Genomic DNA, 20,591 nt, shown 5'->3' with positions numbered 1-20,591 from the left:
ATTCATATTGTTCAGCATTCCATTCTTCTATATTTCATAATTTTGTTATCTACGATTCATAGAAAGAAGGTTCATGTGAGACAATTAAAACCGTTCCTTTGTATTGTTGTAACGCTTCCTGTAAAGCCATCTTAGTTTCTACATCCAAATGTTTAGTCGGTTCGTCTAAAATTAAAACATCAGCTTTTTCTATTTTTTCATATAAGGAGCTAACACACTTAAAATCTCTTCTTTATCCTTTTTTAATTCGAGTGATGTTAACATATCCATCGTTCTCGGCCTAGGTAATTTCACTTGTACCTCGCCAACTATTGACGCTGGTCTTTGAGATAAAATAAATACGCGATCTGAAAGCAAGATTGCCTCATCTAAGTCATGTGTAACCATAACGATTGTTTGCTTCTCTTGATGCCAAGAGTTTAAAAGCCAGCTATGTACTTCCATTTTTGTAAATGCATCTAATTTACCAAAAGGCTCATCAAGCAGCATAATTGGCTTTTCACATAAATATGTGCGCAGAAAACTAATTCTTTGACGCATACCACCAGACAATTCATCTGGATAATGGTCTGCATATTCATCTAGTTCGAACTGCTTTAATGCTTCCATTCCTTCTGTTAGCCTTTGTTTTTTCGGTTTCCCTTCAATTTCTAACGGAAGAACGATATTTTGCAAAGCTGATCGCCACGGTAGCAATAAATCTTGTTGTGGCATATAACTAACAACATCTTGCTCTTGTACTTGCTTATCGTTATACGTTACGTTCCCGCTTGTTGGTTTTTCAACATTTGCAACCATGTTTAATAATGTGCTTTTCCCGCAACCACTCGGTCCTACAAAGGAAACAAACTCTCCCTCTTGTATAGAGGCACTAATATTCTCTAATACATTCTTTCCGTCGAAAGATTTTACTATATTTTTTATTTGTAATCCGCTCATTTTTCATTTGGAAGGAATTCATTTGTAAAAGCATCTTTTACATCGATTTTCTTTTTAATAACTTTGTTGTCATATAAGAAATTCATGTAATTCGTCCAAATTTCTTCCTTCTGTACTCCCCATGCTTTAGCATCATCTTGATACTTCGTACTTAACCATTTTTGGCTTTCTTGAACTAAATCTTTATTCACATCTGGAACAGCTTTAATTAAAATATCAGCAGCCTCTTTCGGTTCCTTAATTGCAAAATTGTAACCTTCTGTCGTTGCACTCATAAACTTTTTCACAAAGTCTTTATCTTGCTTCGTATGTTTTTCACTCGTAATAATAACAGGACTATAGAAATCAAGCGCTGGATCTAAGTCCTTCACCATAATCGTATTTAACTCTTTTCCTTGGCGCTTCGCTTCAATACCATCCCAACCGTAATAAATCCATTCGAAATCTGCATCACGACCGATTGATTTAAAGAAATCTGTTTGTCCTAAGATGATTTTTTCAACTTTATTAAAATCAGCTTGATGTTTATCCATAATCGTCTTTAATGTCGCTTCTTCTGCTGGTCCTCCCCAGCCGCCGTAACGTTTGCCTTCAAAATCTTTCGGGGACGTCATATTATCTTTCTTCAGCGATGCAAACGCTGAAGTGTTATGCTGAATAATCGCTCCTACAGATACAACAGGAATTCCTTCTACACGAGCTAACGTTACATTTTCTTGTGCGCTTATTGCGAAGTCTGCTTTTCCTGATGCTATCATTTGCTCTGCTGTTACATTGTCACCTGGTTGAATAATTTCTACATCTAATCCTTGCTTTTTGTAATAATCTTTCGTTTGCGCTACATACAAGCCAGTATGATTCGTATTTGGAAACCAATCTAATACTACTTTTACTTTTTGATCTTTACTTGCACTTTCTTCTTTCTGCGCTGGATTACATCCAGCCACACCTACCGCTACTAAGGCAGCTAACATAACTTTCAAACCTTTTTTCATTTTCTGCCGTCCTTTCTATATATCCATGGTGCTGTTATTCTTGCCATAAACTCTACGATAAAATACAGGCATAATGTCACTATAACGATGATTGCTGCAACACCAAATACTCGGGCAGTCAAAAAGGATTTTGTAGCCCTCGTAAGCATAACGCCTAATCCTTCACTTGCACCGAGCCATTCTCCGATAATTGCCCCCATTACGCTATATGTAACTGCAATTTTTAAACCTGAGAAAAAGTATGGAAGCACTGCTGGAAATTTTACTTTCTGGTAAACTTGCCATTTCGTCGCCTTCATTGTTTGTAACAGTTTCAGCATGTTTTTATCTACTGTTTGAAAACCTTCTAAAATACTAAGCGCAATTGGGAAGAAACAAACGAGTATTACGACCATTACTTTCGGCAACATCCCATATCCAAACCAAATAATAAATAGCGGTGCAAGTACAACAATTGGAATTGTTTGCGAAATAACGAGCAATGGATTTATTAAAATACGAAATAACGGTATAACGTCCATAATAATTGCGATGCTCGTCCCCAATAAAATTGCAAAGAATAGTCCAATTATAACTTCCTGCAGTGTTTGCATCGTATTTGGTAATAGTAAATCTTTCATCCCAATTAATTCTTGAACAATGGCAGAAGGCTTTGGTAAAATCCACGGTTCGATTTTAAATAATGAAACAGATCCTTCCCATATCGCAATGAGAAGGATAAGCCAAATAGTTGTAATAAGTTTAGATTGCTTCTGGTTTTGCATATTCATCACGGTACTTCCAAACCTTTTCATCTATTGTTACACCAGTGCTTGGACGATAATGGATTTTAATAGAAGTAATCACTTCTTCTGCTCCAGCTTCGACGCAAGCTTGTTGTGCACGTTTAACGACATCAAGAAGTACATCTAATTCTCCTTCCAAAGTTGTTTCCATTGCCCCTACTTCATAACGAACTCCCGATTGTTGCACAACTTCAATTGCTTTATCGACAACAGAATATACATCTTTCGTTTTCGCTTGTGGTACTACTGAAAATGACATTGTAACTTGTTGTGACATAATAAAATCCCCCTTATAAAATTAAATTTCAAAAATAAGAAAAGGCTTTCCTACTGCGTAGGAAAGCCTTGTATGCAAGTTATTACAGAATAACATATGCTACATCACTTTAAGTAACTCCCTACGCTGGCATTATCCAGATCAGGTTGAGGGTCGATGTTTACTTACATCCTCTCAGCCAATTGGCTCCCCGGTCCTTAATTCGTTTTCATTGTAGCATGATTTATTTTATTGAACAAACAAAAGCATGCATAATCATTTCATTATTTTTGGAAAATAACCAACTTTTTCACCATGAGCTAATAACTGCTGTATAAATTCTTTATTAATTGCTGGTACTATCAATTCTTTTTTCTTAATCCATTCATTCGTTCTACGCGTACCCATTACAATTTCAGATTGCTGTGCTCCATCTCCTGCAACTTGAGAAGCAATTAACTCTGCTATTACTTCATTTCCCTTCGCTAATGCAAGTCCGGTATTTACATATTCTGAAAGTGGAACCATTTCAAGATTGTATCCACACTCTCCAATTAGCTGTATAAATTGTTCAAACTCAATTTGATGTGGATGACAAATATGTAACGTCTCTCCTACAATTTGCGCATCTTGTAAATACGATACAATTGATTTACTAGCAAAATCAATTGGTGTGAAATCAACTTTCCACTTCACATTTGGTGCTTTCCCAATTAATAGCATTGTTTTAATAAGACGATAAAATGCGTTTCCATCAATATTTTGTTGGAACGAACCTGTTTCTGAATGACATGCTAAATTACCTGCACGATAAATATTTCCGCGCAAACCATTTTTCATTGCTTCACGAACAATGTTTTCCGCTTGTAGTTTACTATTTGAATATACATTCTCTAAGTCTACACTGTAATTAAAATCACCAGTTTTCATGTATGTATCCCATTGATCTACCGCTAATTCTAACGGGATACCAATTGTAGAAATAAAATGGAATGTAGCACCTTTCTCAGCTAATGCTAGCATACGGCTAGTTCCTTGGACATTTATATTTTCAAATTGTTTTACATCTCCAAAATGTCTTACATCTGCACCGCAATGAATTATCGTATCCATCTTAGAACTGATGAACATAAATTCTTCTTCGCTCATCCCAAGATACTCTTCTCCCAGATCACCAGCTACGGCCTGTATACGCTGTAACCATTCTTCACATATATCATTAAAGTAGCCTGTTAATGTATCTATAATTCTTTGCTGCACATCTTTGGTTGGTCTTACTAAACAATAAATAGTAGCAGATGTATCTCTCAACAATTCATATAATATGTGTGATCCTAAATAACCAGTAGCTCCTGTTAAAAAGACATTTGAAATCTGGGTTTCTTCCAAAACGTTTGCATACGTGATAGTATCTGGTTCGTGAATCACTTTATATTCACGAAATACTTCTTCTTTCTCTACTTTTACTTCTCGCTCAATTCGAGCTAATCCATATATCGTTCTTTCTTTAAAGAAATCTTGAATTGTTAAATGTGAGAAATCTTCTTTTAACAATGTTAAGACTCGTAATACTTTTAATGAATGTCCACCAATTGTAAAGAAATCATCATGTACTCCAACTTTTGAAATTCCTAATACTTCTGCCCAAGCGTTCGCTATTTGTTTTTCTGCTTTATTAGAAGGTGCAACATATTCTTGTAGACGAACCGGTTCATACTTTTCTTCTAACTGAGCTAACTTCTTAACATCAATCTTTTTATTAGGTGTAAGTGGTAATTCATTAATATAAATTAGTTTAGATGGCACCATATAATCTGGTAATTGCTCTTGTAACTGATAAACTAATTCTGGTATTTCTTTTTTATTTAAAGTTGTATAGAACGCGATTAAATATTGGCTACCTTCCTTACTCTTCTTAGCAAAAACAGCATTTTCTTTTATATTATGATTTTGAGAAATTTTACTTTGGATTTCTCCTAGTTCAATACGATGTCCTCTAATTTTTACTTGATCATCTTTCCGATGTAAAAACTCTATATTTCCATCCTCTAGCAACTTAACGATATCACCTGTTTTATATATATTAACTATAGGATTAAAAGGGTTCGGAATAAAAGCTTCAATTGTTTTATTAGGCTTATTAAAATACCCTTTTGCTAATGCCACTGAATCTATATATAATTCACCAGGTACACCAATTGGACAAAGATTCATATTCTCATCCAAAATCATAACTTGATAATTAGCACATGGTTTACCAATGGGAATACTCGCAACATCCTCATTTAACTGACTAGGTATTTTATAGGTTGTCGTCACTACAGTACATTCTGTCGGTCCGTATACATTATAAATTTCAACATTTGTACCTATTCTTTCTCTCCACAATTTAATAACCTCTACAGGCAACATTTCACCACCAATCGCAATTCTTTTTAGGGAAGCTAGCTTATATATATCTTCTTCTGCTAAATAAGTTGCTACTTGTCGAACAAAAATTGTTGCTAATGCCAAGATTGAAGTTGCTTTCACTTTATAGATTGCATTTGCAAATGCCTCTACAGACAATCGCTCTTCCTCTAATAGTACATACAAGTTTCCTCCGCAGAATAAAGAAGCAAATGACTCCCATACAGAGGCATCGAAACTAAAGGAAGGAAATTGGGCAAATACATCCTCTTCTGTCAATTCATATTGCTTTTTCATCCAAGTATACAGATTAACAACGCCTCTATGTGCTAACATCGTTCCCTTTGGATTCCCTGTTGAACCAGATGTATAAATCATATAAGCTACATCGTCACAATGAATAGACAACTTTACATCTATATCTTCATAAGTTTCACTATTATACATTGAAACTGTTTGAACCCCATCACATGTTATAGGCGTCTCTTTCATCAATATAACTTTCGCTTGGCTATCTTGAATAATGTACTGTATTCTACTTTCGGGATAATCTGGATCAATTGGAACATACGCTGCACCAGCTTTTAATATAGCTACCATACTTACTACTGTGTCTATGCTACGTTTCATAAATATTCCAACATAGTCTCCTAATTGGACGCCGTTTTTAATTAACATATGAGCTATTTGATTACTTTTTTTATTTAGCTCCTCATAAGTTAAAGTACCTTCCCTTGAAGATAAAGCTATACGATTTGGAAATTGAGTAACAGTATTATAGAACATATCGACGATACTTTTCTCAGGATATACTGCTGTCGTATCATTCACTTGACTATAAAGTGCCATCTCGGCCTCTGTAATAATATTAAAATGTTTTATATACTTATTATTATTTTGTGATATATCAACTAAAACACCTTGTATTTGTTGTGCATAACGAGTAATCGTTGTCTCTTTCCAATTAACACTATTAAATATTATTTCTACACTTTTCATATTTTTACTAAATACAAATTGTAATGTATTCATGTCTTGTAGCTCATAATATGTTTCACCAATAATAATAGGTGACATTTCATATAATGTATTACCGTTTTGAAACTCTTCTATTTCTTCCTCATTCATTTCTTTAATTTGCTCCAGTTGCTCTTCAATTTGTAAATTTAAACTTTCATAGGAGAGAAAATTAGAAACTTCAATAGTAATCGGAAATAAACTTCCTCTTACATGATAAAGCACGACAATATGTTTTTCTTTAGAAATATGATATAACCACGTTGTAGTCGCTCCTATTAAATCCACAATGCGAGTCAAATTTGAAAACAGTTCCGTTTTCCTTTTTATCCTAAGTTCCGTTCCTTGCACATCTTTAGGTATTTTAATACTTCCTTCTACTTTTCCTAAAAATTCTTTTACCATCTCACTATAAGAAATTGCTAATTTCATATTTATGTAAATTCCTCTCTTAAATATAATAAAGGTGTGAAAATTCACACCTTTTTCATCCCTTATTAAAGGGCAGATTCGTTCAATTCATAATCAAGGGAGGATTCCCTTGATTAGAATTGAACTTTCTCCTTATTCGCTTTTAAACTCACCAATAAGCTCTTGTAATTCCTGAGAAAGCCAACTTAAAGAAGTCGCTAATTCTGCAATATCTTGTACTGATATTTCTTGCTCTTTCATGCTTTCTTCAACATTACTACTGCTGTTGGCATAAGTATTTGCAATATGTGATAATTCATTTACGACTTGAACAATATTCTGGCTATTTTGTAAAATGTCACTCGAATTACCAGAAACAGCTTTTACTTGATCTGTAACAGATTGCGCTGATTTTGAGATTTTTTCAAAGAAATCTCCACTACTTTGAACAAGCGAAATTCCAGTTTCTACTTCTCTTGAACCTTTTTGCATGGAAACTACAGCATCTTCTGTCTCAGCTTGTGTTTCACCAATTAATTTCGCTATATCTTTAGCAGACGCTTCCGTTTGTTCTGCTAATTTTCGTACTTCATCAGCAACAACTGCAAACCCTCTTCCAGCTGCTCCAGCACGTGAAGCCTCAATAGAAGCATTTAAAGCTAATAAATTTGTTTGATTTGAAATACCTGTAATTACAGTTACGATATCACTAATTTCTTTTGACCTTGTTTCTAACGAATAAATGATGGAAGATAAATCTTGTACTGCATTTTGGATTAAACTCATTTGATTAATAATTTGTCCAATCACTTCATTACCTTCAATTGAATGTTGTTCCATACCTTCAGAAGCAACCGCAACTTGTTTTGCAGCCCCAGTTATTTCTTCTACCTTATCTTCCATTCCATGTACAATTCCTAAACATTGTTGTACTGAAGTTTTTTGAGACTGTGCCCCTACTCTTAAACCTTCAATCGAACTTGCAATCTCTTGAACTGCCATGCTGTTTTCCTCTGTACTCGCCGACAATTCTTGTGAAGAAGAAGAAACTTGCTCAGCAGTTTGCCTTACTTTATCTATAATCCCTTTAAATTTTTCAATCGTGTTATTGAAATAAACATTAATAATTCCAATATCATCTGGTCTTTCTTTTAATTTAACACTTAAGTCACCTTCACCAATTTTACGTAACCCTTCTCTTAAATCTTTTAATGGAGCTAACGAGTGACGCACGATAAAGAATTGAGTAATAGTCGCAATTGCTAATGAAATAATGATAAAGAGTAAACCCTGTATCATAAACTTCTCTTTTGTAATAGGAACAATGGAAGCATCTAAGTCAGCCGCAATAATTGCAACAATATTGTTTTCTCCATCCGTAATTGGTTCTAATATTGTCACCCACGAACCTATTTCATCTTCATATACTTCTGTCATTTGTGCCTTTTTCGTATCAATCACTTTATCGTATGCCTTCATCCAATGAGCGGGTTGTTCATAATAATCTCCCGTCTTTATAGGGAATGCATTTGTTAACTCTGTAGTCAAACCAACGAGTTGTAATTCTCGCTTTTCATTCGGCTTTGCTCCTGTAACATACGTTTGTCCAACACTTTTCAATTCTTTTGAAACTTCATCTAATTTCTCTGTTAACTTTTCTTTTTTCACTTTTTCGGCTGTAGGATCTTTCGCCATGTCTCTAACTAACTCTAAATCCAATTTTTTTAATACTATTTCTCCTGTTTCAATAGACTGCCTTTCAAATAAAGACATCATACTATTTTGAAACATGTTGAAACTTAACGCACCCATACTTCCAACAAGCGTCAAAATAACTAGTACGGTTAATAAGACGTTCTTTTGAAGGAACGATAACTTATGCCAATATTTTTTCATTAATATCCACCTTCCTTAACTAACATAAACAAAAAAACAAAATATATGAATATTTTGTTTGAAAATGTTTCTCAATATGTTCGAGAATAAAAAAAAGCCAATGTAAAAGCATTGGCAAAGACCAACCCTATCCGTCCGGTAACTGGCTAGCGTAGCCTTTCGACCTTAGCTCCTGTAGTTTTGCGTCCTCATGTTTCCATCAGTTTGCCTTTCTCGCTGAACGAGTTGAACGATATGGGAGTTCTATGAGAATTAATTTATTCTCTTTCAAAGATTACAACATATAAATCAAAATGTCTACTTATTTAGAGATATAAATACAAATTTTTAACGCATTGCTTTTTCAAAATAATTTCAAAAAGTACGTGAATGTTACTTTTTTTGTGTTATATAATAAAAAATGTATAAATAACAAGGATTTCTTCGGGTATTTATTTAATTTTCATTCAAATTAAACTATTCGAATATATCTTAACTAATGAATTTCGGAGGTAGTTTATCATGTTTTGGCTACAATTTCTTACCTTGTTACTCTGTATTTTTATTGGTGCACGCCTAGGCGGAGTTGGTTTAGGAGTAATGGGTGGAGTTGGTATGGCAATACTCGTTTTTGTCTTCCACTTACAACCAACGGCGCCTCCTATCGATGTAATGCTTATGATTTTGGCAGTAATTACAGCTGCTGGTGCACTCCAAGCTGCTGGAGGAATGGACTATCTTGTTCATCTAGCTGAAAAAGCATTACGAAAAAATCCAAAGCGTATTACTTTTTTTGCTCCAATTGTTACTTATTTATTCACACTATGTGCAGGTACTGGTCACGTTGCCTATTCTGTACTTCCTGTTATTGCAGAAGTCTCTCGTGAATCAGGGATTAGACCGGAACGCCCAATGTCGATTGCCGTAATCGCTTCTCAACAAGCAATTACAGCTAGTCCAATTTCAGCTGCCACAGTTGCTCTTTTAGCAATGTTAGCTGACTATAAAATCACTTTATTAGATATTTTAAAAGTGAGTATTCCTTCTACTTTCATTGCTTGTATGTTAGCAGCATTTGTTGCTAGTAAGATGGGAAAAGAATTAAATGAAGACCCTGAATACTTAAAACGATTAAAAGAAGGAATGATTCCTAAGCTTGAAGAGAAAAAAGAATTTGTAGGTGTAAAGGGTGCAAAATTATCAGTTATCCTTTTCCTTGTAGGAACCTTCCTTGTTGTACTTCTCGGTTCATTTGAAGCACTTCGTCCAGGATGGACAGTTGATGGGAAGTTAGCTCGTCTTTCCATGCCGAACACAATTGAGATGGTTATGTTAACTATCGCGGCTCTTATTATTATTTTCTGTAAACCAAATGTAGAAAGCATTGTGTCTGGTAACGTCTTTAAAGCAGGAGCAACAGCAGTTGTTGCTATTTTCGGTATCGCTTGGATGGGAGATACTTTCTTTAATGGAAACTTAAATATGATTCAAGGATCCATTCAGCATTTAGTAACAAGTGCACCTTGGCTATTTGCCATCGCACTATTCATTCTATCTATTTTACTGTACAGCCAAGCAGCAACAGTTCGTGCCTTAATGCCACTTGGACTATCCCTTGGCATTCCACCAGCGCTACTGATTGCGATGTTCCCTGCAGTAAATGGATACTTCTTCATTCCAAACTATGGGACAATCGTTGCTGCCATTAACTTTGACCGCACTGGTACAACAGGTATCGGTAAATACGTATTAAATCATAGTTTTATGATTCCTGGTCTAATTGCAACATTTACTTCTATCGGAATTGGAATGCTCTTAATTTCAATTATGTTTTAAAGAAAAAGCACAAACCTTTATTTAAAAAGGTTTGTGCTTTTTTAATCAAATGTTTGTTTAAATTTTTGGGCAGTCTATTTCTTCATGTAGCACTTAAAATACTACACTTCCTTCCCTACAAACTTCTCTTTACTTCTTCAGCTAATTTTCTCGTACTTTCATACGCAGATTCAGCTAAACTAATTGCTGAAATAACTGAAACACCGTCCGCACCCGCTTCTATAACTGCCGCTGTATTTTCAATTGTAATCCCACCAATACCAACGATTGGCACTGTAATTCCTTGTTCTCTAAAATAAGCTAATCCTTTCGTTCCTTGAACCGCTTTCGTATCTTTTTTCGTACTCGTTGGGAAAATAGGTCCAACGCCTAAATAATCTGCTCCATTTTCGATTGCAAAGCGTGCTTCTTCAATTGTATGAGCAGATACGCCGATAATTTTATCTCCCATTTTTTCACGAACAGATGTAATTCCTTCATCATCTTGTCCAACATGAACACCATCTGCATCTAATTCAATGGCTAATTCTACATCATCATTTACAATGAAAGGAACACTATATTCCTTACAAAGCGTCTGCAATTCTTTTGCAAAGCGCACTCTATCTTCTCCGATTAAAGAACCTTCCCCCTTCTCGCGAAACTGAAAAAGTGTCACTCCACCATCTAACGCTTCTTTCAATACAGCTAAAGGATCCCTCGTGCAGTTATTACTTCCCATAATAAAATACACTTGCAATAGCTTAGACATTTTATCTATTTCAATGCGTGCCATTTCTTTCACTCCCTCTTACTCTAACTCCACAATCTTCCCATACTTCTCAATATCACCTGAAGTTGTATTAGCTAATTGATTTAAAAATTCAATTTGGAAACTACCAGGCCCTTTTTCTACCGCCTTAGCAGCTGCCAGTTCCGAAGCTACACCATAAAACGTTAATGCGGCTACTGCTGCTTTTACATAATCTTTTTCCACTGCTACAAATGCTCCTATTACAGAAGTTAGTAAACAACCTGTTCCCGTAACTTTCGTTAAAATAGGGTGACCATTTCGAATAACAATAGTTCTCTCTCCATCTGTAACAACATCTTCTTTTCCAGTAATGACCGCAACTGTATTTAGTTCATCTGCTGCCTGCCTTGCAATACTTACAACATTGCCATTTCCAGTACCAGCGTCTACCCCTTTAATTTCCCATTTCTCATTAATAACATTTGCTATTTCAGCCGCATTTCCGCGGATAATTGCTAAATCTATTTCGGCTGGAATATGTCTCGCAACTTCTGTTCGATACGAAGTTGCTCCTGCACCAACTGGGTCAAATAGTACTGGCACATTGCTCGCATTTGCTGATTTACCCGCGAGTAACATCGCTTCTACTTCTTCAGGACGAAGTGTCCCCATATTTAATACTAACGCTCCAGCAATGCTAGCCATTTCTGCTACTTCTTCTTTTGCATACGCCATTACAGGCGATGCTCCAAGTGCCAACAAACCGTTAGCAGTAAAATTTGTTACAACAACATTTGTAATATTATGAACGAGCGGATTAGATTCTCTCACCAAATCCACTACTTTACTAATTTCTTTCATATTCATCCTTTTCATCTCCTAACTATAATGATGGGAGATACACAAAAAGACACTTTGCGCGTACGCAAAGTGCCTGAACATGTGCTTTTACACTCTCCCTACGCTGGCATTATCCAACAGGTTCAAATGGTCAATGACGGACTAGTCATACTCTCAGTTTGCATCCACAAACTCCCATGTGCTTATTATTCATCTACTTCAAAGTCTACTCTTATTCTACTAAAATAACAAGTTCTTTACTTTTCTATTTAATATAGAAGCAACCTATATAACAATAAACATAATCAAGTGAAACTTTAATCAATGAGTGTTTTGTTCATCCCACTAAAAACCGATCAAATATGGAGCGAAACTGAATCTCAAGAAGATGTATGCTATATTTAACTTATGGAAATTTGAAAGGATGTTTTTAATATGTCGAAAAGCGTTGTAATCGCTGAAAAACCTTCCGTTGCACGAGATATTGCTCGTGTACTTAAGTGCGATAAAAAAGGAAATGGCTACCTTGAAGGTAGTAAATATATTGTAACTTGGGCTTTAGGTCATCTCGTTACATTAGCAGATCCAGAAAGCTATGATGTGAAATATAAAAAGTGGAATTTAGAAGATTTACCGATGCTACCTGAGCGTTTGAAATTAACGGTTATTAAACAAACTGGTAAACAATTTAATGCTGTAAAAAGTCAGCTACTTAGAAAAGATGTAAATGAAATTATTGTAGCAACAGACGCTGGACGTGAAGGGGAATTAGTCGCACGCTGGATTATCGATAAAGTTAAGCTAAATAAACCAATCAAACGTTTATGGATTTCTTCTGTAACCGATAAAGCAATTAAAGATGGTTTTGCAAATTTAAAACCAGGTAAAGCCTATGACAATTTATACGCTTCAGCAGTTGCACGTTCAGAAGCTGACTGGTATATCGGTCTTAATGCAACTCGTGCTTTAACGACTCGCTTTAATGCCCAGTTAAATTGCGGCCGTGTACAAACCCCTACTGTTGCTATGATTGCTAGTCGTGAGGATGAAATAAAGAACTTCAAAGCTCAAACTTACTACGGCATCGAAGCTCAAACAATGGAGAAGCTCAAACTTACTTGGCAAGATGCAAATGGCAATAGCCGTAGTTTTAATAAAGAAAAAATCGATGGTATTGTAAAAAGTTTAGATAAACAAAATGCTACTGTTGTGGAAATTGATAAGAAACAGAAGAAGTCATTCTCTCCTGGTCTTTACGATTTAACTGAATTGCAACGTGATGCAAATAAAAAGTTCGGTTACTCTGCTAAAGAAACATTAAATATTATGCAAAAATTGTATGAACAGCATAAAGTACTAACGTACCCTCGTACAGATTCACGCTACATTTCATCTGATATCGTTGGAACACTTCCAGAACGTCTAAAAGCATGTGGTGTTGGAGAATACCGTCCCTTCGCACATAAAGTATTACAAAAGCCTATCAAACCTAACAAATCATTTGTTGATGATAGTAAAGTAAGCGATCATCATGCGATTATTCCAACAGAAGGATACGTTAACTTCGCAGCATTCACAGATAAAGAACGCAAAATTTATGATTTAGTTGTAAAACGTTTCTTAGCTGTTTTATTCCCAGCATTCGAATACGAACAACTAACGTTACGCACAAAGATCGGCAATGAAACATTCATTGCACGCGGAAAAACGATTTTACATGCTGGTTGGAAGGAAGTATACGAAAATCGATTTGAAGACGATGATGTAACTGATGACGTAAAAGAGCAGATTCTACCTCACATTGAAAAGGGCGATACATTAACTGTAAAGTTACTTATGCAAACATCAGGTCAAACGAAAGCACCTGCACGCTTTAATGAAGCAACTTTACTTTCAGCAATGGAGAATCCTACAAAATATATGGATACGCAAAATAAACAACTTGCTGATACGTTAAAATCAACTGGTGGATTAGGTACTGTAGCGACACGTGCAGATATTATCGACAAACTTTTCAATTCTTTCTTAATTGAAAAACGTGGTAAAGATATTCACATTACATCAAAAGGTCGTCAATTACTTGATTTAGTACCAGAAGAATTAAAATCACCTACACTAACTGGTGAGTGGGAACAAAAACTTGAGGCAATTGCAAAAGGAAAATTAAAGAAAGAAGTATTCATTTCGGAAATGAAGAACTATACGAAAGAAATTGTTTCTGAAATTAAATCGAGTGATAAAAAATATAAACATGACAACATTTCAACGAAGTCTTGTCCAGATTGCGGTAAACCAATGCTAGAAGTAAATGGCAAAAAGGGAAAAATGCTCGTATGCCAAGATCGTGAATGTGGTCATCGTAAAAATGTATCTCGTACAACAAACGCTCGCTGTCCGCAATGTAAAAAGAAACTAGAATTACGTGGTGAGGGTGCAGGCCAAATTTTCGCATGTAAATGTGGCTATCGCGAGAAATTATCAACATTCCAAGAGCGACGTAAAAAAGAATCTGGAAACAAAGCCGATAAACGCGACGTTCAAAAATATATGAAACAACAGAAAAAAGAAGAAGAACCATTAAATAACCCATTCGCAGAAGCATTAAAAAAATTAAAATTTGATTAAACAAAAAGGTTCCTACCTCTATCGGTAGGAACCTTTTATTTTAGTGAATGATTTTACTTCCTTTTGCATTCTCAACAAATTTTTCACTTGATTTGTTAATTGGTGTTTTCAGTAATAACGCAGCAACGATCATAACTACTACGAAAGCACTTAACACAAGTAAATCTCGCGTTACGATATCCCAAAGCATTCCGCCAACTGTTTCACGAATTGCGCTAATTGCGTATGTGAATGGTAAGAACGGATAAATCGCTTGGAAGAACGCTGGTGTCATTTGGATTGGGAATGTTCCGCCCGATCCTGCTACTTGTAGTACAAGTAAAATGATCGCCATCGATTTCCCAACGTTTCCGAAAATAGAAACGAGTGAGTATACGATACAAACGAAGACTCCACCAATAAATAAACTAAATAACACAAACCAGAACTTATCGACTACGTACGTACCGAGTAAGAATATATCTCCCATCGATACGATAAACGCTTGTGAAAGACCTATCGTTAAGAATGTTAATAAACGTCCGAAGTAAATTTCATGGCTCTTATAATTCGCGCCCTCTTCGTGTACTTCTACCGTTAATAATGAAACCATTAATAATGCGCCTACCCATAATGCAAGCACTGTATAGAATGGTGACATCGCTGAACCGTAGTTCGGCATCGCAAATAATTTATTTTCTTTTAAATTTACTGGATTCGCAAAGTAATCACTTTGCTTTTCAACATCATTTTTCAATAAGCGTATAATGTCTTTTAAATCCTCTTCAGATTCAAAATCACGAATTTTATCTGCTAATTCTTTAATCTTTTTCTCAGTAGCTGGCATTTCAGCTTTAATGTCTGCTAATTTCTTTTTACCATCTACTAAACCTTTTGATGAATCTTCTAGTAATTTTTTAACATCTGGAAGCTTTTTGTCTGCCTCTTTTAAAATTTGAGATGTGTTTTTAGACATCTCTTTTGTGCGAGCAATTGCTGCATTGAAATTTGGAGTGATTTCTGAGTCATATTTAGCTAAAATGTCACCAATTTGGCCCGAAACACTTTTAGACACTTGATTAATACTTTCAATAACATCAGCTGCTGGTTTTTGACCTTTATTAATAGCGTCAATTCCTTTATCAGTTAAATCCATTCCTTTTTGCAAACCATCTTTTGCTTTATTTAACTTAGAAATTGTACCATTAAGGTTTTTATCACTATTCACATCAGCTAACACTTTATTTGTACTTTCCAGAACTGGAATCATGTCATTAACTAAATTCCAACTTGCTTTGAACTGCCCATTCAAATCATTTAAGGCTACTTTTGTAGAATCTAATCCGTTAACCCCTTTGTTACTTAAGTCTTCTCTTGCTTTTTCAAGCTCTGTTTTTAATCTGCTGTAATCATTTACAGCTTTATCATATTTCTCTCTACCATTGTCTAATATCTCATTAGCCTTATTTATATCTTGATTTAAATTGCCTCTAAGCTGCTGTGCATTTTCTTGCGCATTTTCAGCCTTACTTTTCAGTTGCTCAGCTGTACTTACTGCTTTTTCAAAATCAGCTACAAACGTTGCATTATAATCCTTTTCAGCTTGATTTACTAAATTATTTACTGCATCTAATTTTTGATTTACAGCATCTCGCACATCTTGTTTAACTTCTTGTCCGGAACTAATTAAATCTCCTACATGCTTAACCCTATTGTTAGCATCCACCATAGAATTTTTAAGCACCGTTAAACTTTCCACTCTGTTTCCAAAGAACTGTTTACCGAATTCCGTGGAAGCTGATTCCTTGAAAGCTGTAAAGAAATCAATCAAATATGAAACACTATCGATACGCTCTTGGAGGAGCTTTGAAGCATCCTGCACATTTTTCTGTGCTACAGCTGGATCCACGCCTTTATTTTGAAGGCCATCCATAACACTCTTTACATATGCCGTTCCAACACGAGTAGAATTGAAAACAGTGTTTACAGTTTGATCAATATTTTTAGCAATATTTTTATACCCTTCACCATTCACTTGTGGTAATGCTGGAATCTCTGGTATTTGTGGAATAGTTATATTAGGTAAGACTGGTAATTTAGCTGGATCTGGCAATGTCAGATTAAAGTCAAATGCCGGATTTTTTAAGTAATCCGTAATTTTCGCTGCAGCATCCAGTCCCTGCTGCATTACTGTTAAATTATTTTTAATAGTTCCCGGAGCGCGATTCAATGTTTCATCATTTCTCGCAAAGAATTTATCTAAATTCCCTAACGCTTCTTGCCCATCATTCATAACACTCTCTACAACCGGCAACTCTTTTTGCGCTACTTTCACAACATCTTCTGCTCGAGTTGCATCATCTAACGCCTTATCCATGAGTGTATTCATTTCTGGGAACTGCGCTTCTAGCTTAAAGACAAGATCTTTTACTTTTTCGATACTTGGTAAGTTTGTTTCTAAATCGATTCCAAGGTCATTGAAAATTTTAAAAATCTCACCGTTTGCTGTTTTAACAAAGTTTTTACTAATTTCTTCTGTAATACCTGATGCACCTTTTGCTGTAATCTTCGGTGCAATCGCGTTTACTTTTTCATTCACATAGTAATCCAGTTCTGGTTTTTTCGGATTTTCATCCAGAACAGTTGCGATTTTTTCAGAGAAGTCTTTTGGAATCGTAATACTTGCATAATAATCCCCACGCTCAACTCCGTAAATTGCTTGTTTTTCATCTACAAATTTCCAGCCAAGATTTTTGTTTTTCTTAAGGGAGTCTACAATCTCTTTCCCGATATTAATATCTTTCCCTCTTAAATTAGAACCTGCATCTTGGTTAGAAACTGCAATGGGAACCTCTTTTGTATTTCCATACGGATCCCAAGAAGCTTTAATGTTAAACCATGCATATAACGATGGTAAAATCATTAATCCTAAAACAATAACAATTGCAGCCCAATGCTTGGCTACATTCCGTAAATCTGTCTTATAAATACGCCAAATTTGTTTCATAGAAGTTATCACCTAATTATATATTTTTCCTTCTTTAGAAAATGATACATGCATTTTGCAATTATATCACTTTCTACATCGTGTATTAACCAAAAACGTACTATTTTTTCCCATTAACTTTCACTTACTTCATTATATAACGAAGTGAGCCAAAGTATGAATACAAAATGACCAAATCGGTTTTACATTCAATAATAACAAATATATATGAAATGTCATAAAAAATACAAGTATTTTCTCTTGGAAATACTTGTATTCCTAAAAAAAATCCTCACAGCTTTTATTCTCTGTGAGGATTTCTTCTATTATATATCCAATTGAACCTCTACACCGAAATGATCTGAAATTACATTTCTGTTTGTACCATTAAAAATAACTTTTGAAGAATGAACTTTTTTACTTTGGTTACACAATATTAGATCGATTCGCAAATTATGTTTATTTTCATCCCAACCAGCAATCTCACCTTGGACAGTCGTTCCTTCATCCTTCTCTATTGCTAATTCATATGTGTCATACAACTCTTTTTGCATCATATACTCATAACCTTCGCCTTCCAACCGAGCATTGTTATTAAAATCCCCCATTAAGAAGGCGAGCTTATTGCTATCTACACGCTCCATCAAACGATCAACTTGACCTTTGAATGACTCTTCTTCATCATTCCACCAACCGAGATGGCAAGAGTAAAACGTTATATCCTTACCATTATAAGCAATTGTTGTACTTACAATTTTACGTGTTTTCCAATACGTTGTATCCTCGTTTTCTGAAATGAAGAACGTATCTTCTTTTATAATATTATGCTTCGCTATAATCGCTAATCCTTCTTCATACACGTCATAACCAATATGAGAGAAATCCCAAGTAATATTGTAATCTTTTACATGTAGCGCTTTTAACTCTTCTAATAGTAAAAGTCCAAAATTATCTTCTTTCTTGTTACCGCATACATTTTCAGCTTGTATGGACTGACTTACTTCTTGCAATGCGATGACATCGTACTCTTCTTCTTGAATTACTTTAGCAAGGTATTGTATCTTTTCTATTTGATTCTCTTCTTGCCAAGAATGACAGTTTAAAGTTAGCAATTTCATATTATTACGCACCTAACATATCTTGAATGTCTGACTTTAATACGTCAGCTTTCGGACCATATACCGCTTGTACACCTTTATCTTTTACAATAAGCCCTAGAGCACCATTTTGTTTCCACTGTGCTTCTGGTGCAACAACATCTAAATCTTTTACTGTTACACGTAAGCGCGTCATACAAGCATCTACGTCAGCAATATTTTCTTTTCCACCTAATAAATCGATAACTTTTGTTGCTAGTGAACCGTCTTTTACATTTCCTGTTCCTTCTGATGCCTCATCTTCATTATCAATATAGTTACCTGCACGCCCTGGTGTTGGTAAATTGAATTTTTTAATTAAGAAATTAAATAGTGTAAAGTTAAGACCGAAGAACACTAATGAAACAATAACAAAGTTGATTAAGTCTCTTGTTAAACCTGCGTTAACCATCATTGGTGTACGAGTAATTAACTCAATAAATCCAAATGCATGAACACGTAAGTTAATTAAATCAGCTAGCGCGAATGCAAGTCCTGTTGTAATAGCATATACAACATATAATACTGGAGCAATAAACATGAACATGAATTCAATTGGTTCTGTTACACCTGTTAAGAATACTGCTAATGCTGCTGATAAAAACATTGGTTTATATTTTGCACGCTTTTCTTTATCCACGTTACGGAACATCGCAAATGCAATCCCCATTAACGCTGCTGTTGAGCCGATAACTTGTCCAGCTTTGAAACGAGCTGGTACAACGTTATTTAATAAATCGTTATATGCCTTCGTATCTCCATTTGCTAGTAAATTATTTAAATCTGTAATCCATGCAAGCCATAATGGATCTTGTCCTGCTACAACTTGTCCAACTTTTGAACCAGTTAACATCGTATATGTTCCGCCTAGCTCTGTATAGTTCATCGGAATCGTTAACATATGGTGTAAACCAAATGGTAATAATAAACGCTCTAACGTTCCATATACAAACGGTGCAACAACTGGTGCGCTATCTTTTGAAGCTGCAATCCAGCGACCAAATTCATTTAACCCACTTTGGATGAATGGCCATAGAAGTGATAATACAATCGCAGTAACTGTAGACCAAAGAATTACAACGAATGGTACAAATCGTTTTCCATTAAAGAATGCTAATGCCTGTGGCAGTTTATTATAGTTATAATATTTGTTATATAAAGTAGCTCCTAAGAAACCTGTGATGATCCCTACGAACACTCCCATGTTTAATGCAGGTGCACCAAGTACAGAAGTAAAGTAATCTTTTACAATTAAATCTCCCGCTATTACTGAAGAAACTTTCGCTTTTGAATCCGCTAACATTTCAGCGTTTACGCCAAATATAGCTCCTGTAATTCGGTTTGTTAAGACGAATGCTAATAGCGCTGCAAATGCACCACCCGCGCGATCTTTCGCCCAAGATCCCCCAATTGCTACTGCGAATAAGATGTGTAGATTTGTAATGATTGCCCAACCGATGTCTTCCATTACGCGAGCGATTGTATGAACTGCGTTAACATCCCCAGCAGACATACCAATTAACTTACCGATGGAAATCATTAAACCAGCTGCTGGCATTACGGCTACAACAACTAATAAAGCTTTCCCGAACTTTTGCCAAAAATCAAAAGACGTAATTTTCATCTGTTCTTCCTCCCCTTTATTTATAACAACATAATGATTTAAATTATAATTTCTGTCCCTTTTATGAAAACGATTCCTCATATCATTTTTCTTTTTACGCAACCGTTTTCATAAATCTATTTTAATAAAAGCGTTTTCACTTTGC

Annotated in this window: 13 protein-coding genes and 3 riboswitches; of the genes, 2 read left to right on the top strand and 11 right to left on the bottom strand. The window is 35.2% G+C overall.

The window, feature by feature from the left end; all coding sequences use genetic code 11:
- Positions 1-189: 189 nt before the first annotated feature.
- The 6 genes from HMPREF1014_RS25195 to HMPREF1014_RS25170 form a co-directional block, all read right to left on the bottom strand.
- Complete coding sequence (locus HMPREF1014_RS25195) at positions 190-939, bottom strand: ABC transporter ATP-binding protein (RefSeq protein ID WP_000016092.1); 750 nt, start codon at positions 937-939, stop codon at positions 190-192.
- The gene (locus HMPREF1014_RS25190) at positions 936-1,934 is read right to left on the bottom strand and encodes an ABC transporter substrate-binding protein (RefSeq protein ID WP_000715578.1); all 999 of its coding nucleotides are present in this window, start codon (positions 1,932-1,934) and stop codon (positions 936-938) included. The genes HMPREF1014_RS25195 and HMPREF1014_RS25190 overlap by 4 nt, the downstream gene beginning before the upstream one ends.
- A complete protein-coding gene (locus tag HMPREF1014_RS25185) occupies positions 1,931-2,704 on the bottom strand; it encodes an ABC transporter permease (protein ID WP_001057164.1) in 774 nt (257 codons plus the stop codon). Before HMPREF1014_RS25185 ends, HMPREF1014_RS25190 begins: the two co-directional genes overlap by 4 nt.
- A complete protein-coding gene (locus tag HMPREF1014_RS25180; RefSeq protein ID WP_000082907.1) occupies positions 2,676-2,996 on the bottom strand; it encodes an MTH1187 family thiamine-binding protein in 321 nt (106 codons plus the stop codon). The genes HMPREF1014_RS25185 and HMPREF1014_RS25180 overlap by 29 nt, the downstream gene beginning before the upstream one ends.
- Positions 2,997-3,097: 101 nt before the next feature.
- Positions 3,098-3,199, bottom strand: a riboswitch (TPP riboswitch).
- Between the two features lie 52 nt (positions 3,200-3,251).
- Entirely contained in the window at positions 3,252-6,833 is a 3,582-nt protein-coding gene (locus HMPREF1014_RS25175; RefSeq protein ID WP_000761491.1) for a non-ribosomal peptide synthetase family protein, read from the bottom strand.
- Positions 6,834-6,965: 132 nt separating this feature from the next.
- On the bottom strand, positions 6,966-8,708 hold the full coding sequence (locus tag HMPREF1014_RS25170; RefSeq protein WP_000761076.1) for a methyl-accepting chemotaxis protein: 1,743 nt from the start codon (positions 8,706-8,708) through the stop codon (positions 6,966-6,968).
- 134 nt (positions 8,709-8,842) lie between these two features.
- Positions 8,843-8,927: riboswitch (cyclic di-GMP riboswitch) on the bottom strand.
- A 282-nt stretch (positions 8,928-9,209) separates the two neighbouring features.
- Here HMPREF1014_RS25170 and HMPREF1014_RS25165 point away from each other — a divergent pair.
- On the top strand, positions 9,210-10,523 hold the full coding sequence (locus tag HMPREF1014_RS25165) for an anaerobic C4-dicarboxylate transporter family protein (protein ID WP_000498706.1): 1,314 nt from the start codon (positions 9,210-9,212) through the stop codon (positions 10,521-10,523).
- Between the two features lie 115 nt (positions 10,524-10,638).
- Here the strand turns inward: HMPREF1014_RS25165 and thiE are convergent, their stop codons facing one another.
- Positions 10,639-11,298 (bottom strand): thiamine phosphate synthase, encoded by a 660-nt coding sequence (gene thiE / locus HMPREF1014_RS25160; RefSeq protein ID WP_000090966.1) that lies wholly within the window; start codon positions 11,296-11,298, stop codon positions 10,639-10,641.
- A 15-nt stretch (positions 11,299-11,313) separates the two neighbouring features.
- Positions 11,314-12,123, bottom strand: coding sequence for a hydroxyethylthiazole kinase (gene thiM, locus HMPREF1014_RS25155; protein WP_001056098.1), 810 nt, complete (start codon positions 12,121-12,123; stop codon positions 11,314-11,316).
- 72 nt (positions 12,124-12,195) lie between these two features.
- A riboswitch (TPP riboswitch) is annotated at positions 12,196-12,305 on the bottom strand.
- A 226-nt stretch (positions 12,306-12,531) separates the two neighbouring features.
- On the opposite strand from thiM, the gene topB reads away from it, so the two are divergent.
- Positions 12,532-14,721 (top strand): DNA topoisomerase III, encoded by a 2,190-nt coding sequence (gene topB, locus HMPREF1014_RS25150; RefSeq protein ID WP_000047296.1) that lies wholly within the window; start codon positions 12,532-12,534, stop codon positions 14,719-14,721.
- A 40-nt stretch (positions 14,722-14,761) separates the two neighbouring features.
- Here the strand turns inward: topB and HMPREF1014_RS25145 are convergent, their stop codons facing one another.
- The 3 genes from HMPREF1014_RS25145 to HMPREF1014_RS25135 form a co-directional block, all read right to left on the bottom strand.
- Complete coding sequence (locus HMPREF1014_RS25145; RefSeq protein ID WP_000810090.1) at positions 14,762-17,707, bottom strand: YhgE/Pip domain-containing protein; 2,946 nt, start codon at positions 17,705-17,707, stop codon at positions 14,762-14,764.
- A 305-nt stretch (positions 17,708-18,012) separates the two neighbouring features.
- Positions 18,013-18,804, bottom strand: a complete 792-nt coding sequence (locus HMPREF1014_RS25140) for an endonuclease/exonuclease/phosphatase family protein (RefSeq protein WP_000771982.1) — start codon at positions 18,802-18,804, stop codon at positions 18,013-18,015.
- A 4-nt stretch (positions 18,805-18,808) separates the two neighbouring features.
- A complete protein-coding gene (locus tag HMPREF1014_RS25135; protein ID WP_000705559.1) occupies positions 18,809-20,446 on the bottom strand; it encodes a PTS transporter subunit IIBC in 1,638 nt (545 codons plus the stop codon).
- Positions 20,447-20,591: the final 145 nt, after the last annotated feature.

Origin of the sequence: Bacillus sp. 7_6_55CFAA_CT2, assembly GCF_000238655.1 — a bacterium.
In the GTDB taxonomy this organism is placed as follows: domain Bacteria; phylum Bacillota; class Bacilli; order Bacillales; family Bacillaceae_G; genus Bacillus_A; species Bacillus_A cereus.
This window is presented reverse-complemented; position numbering and strand designations above follow the sequence as displayed.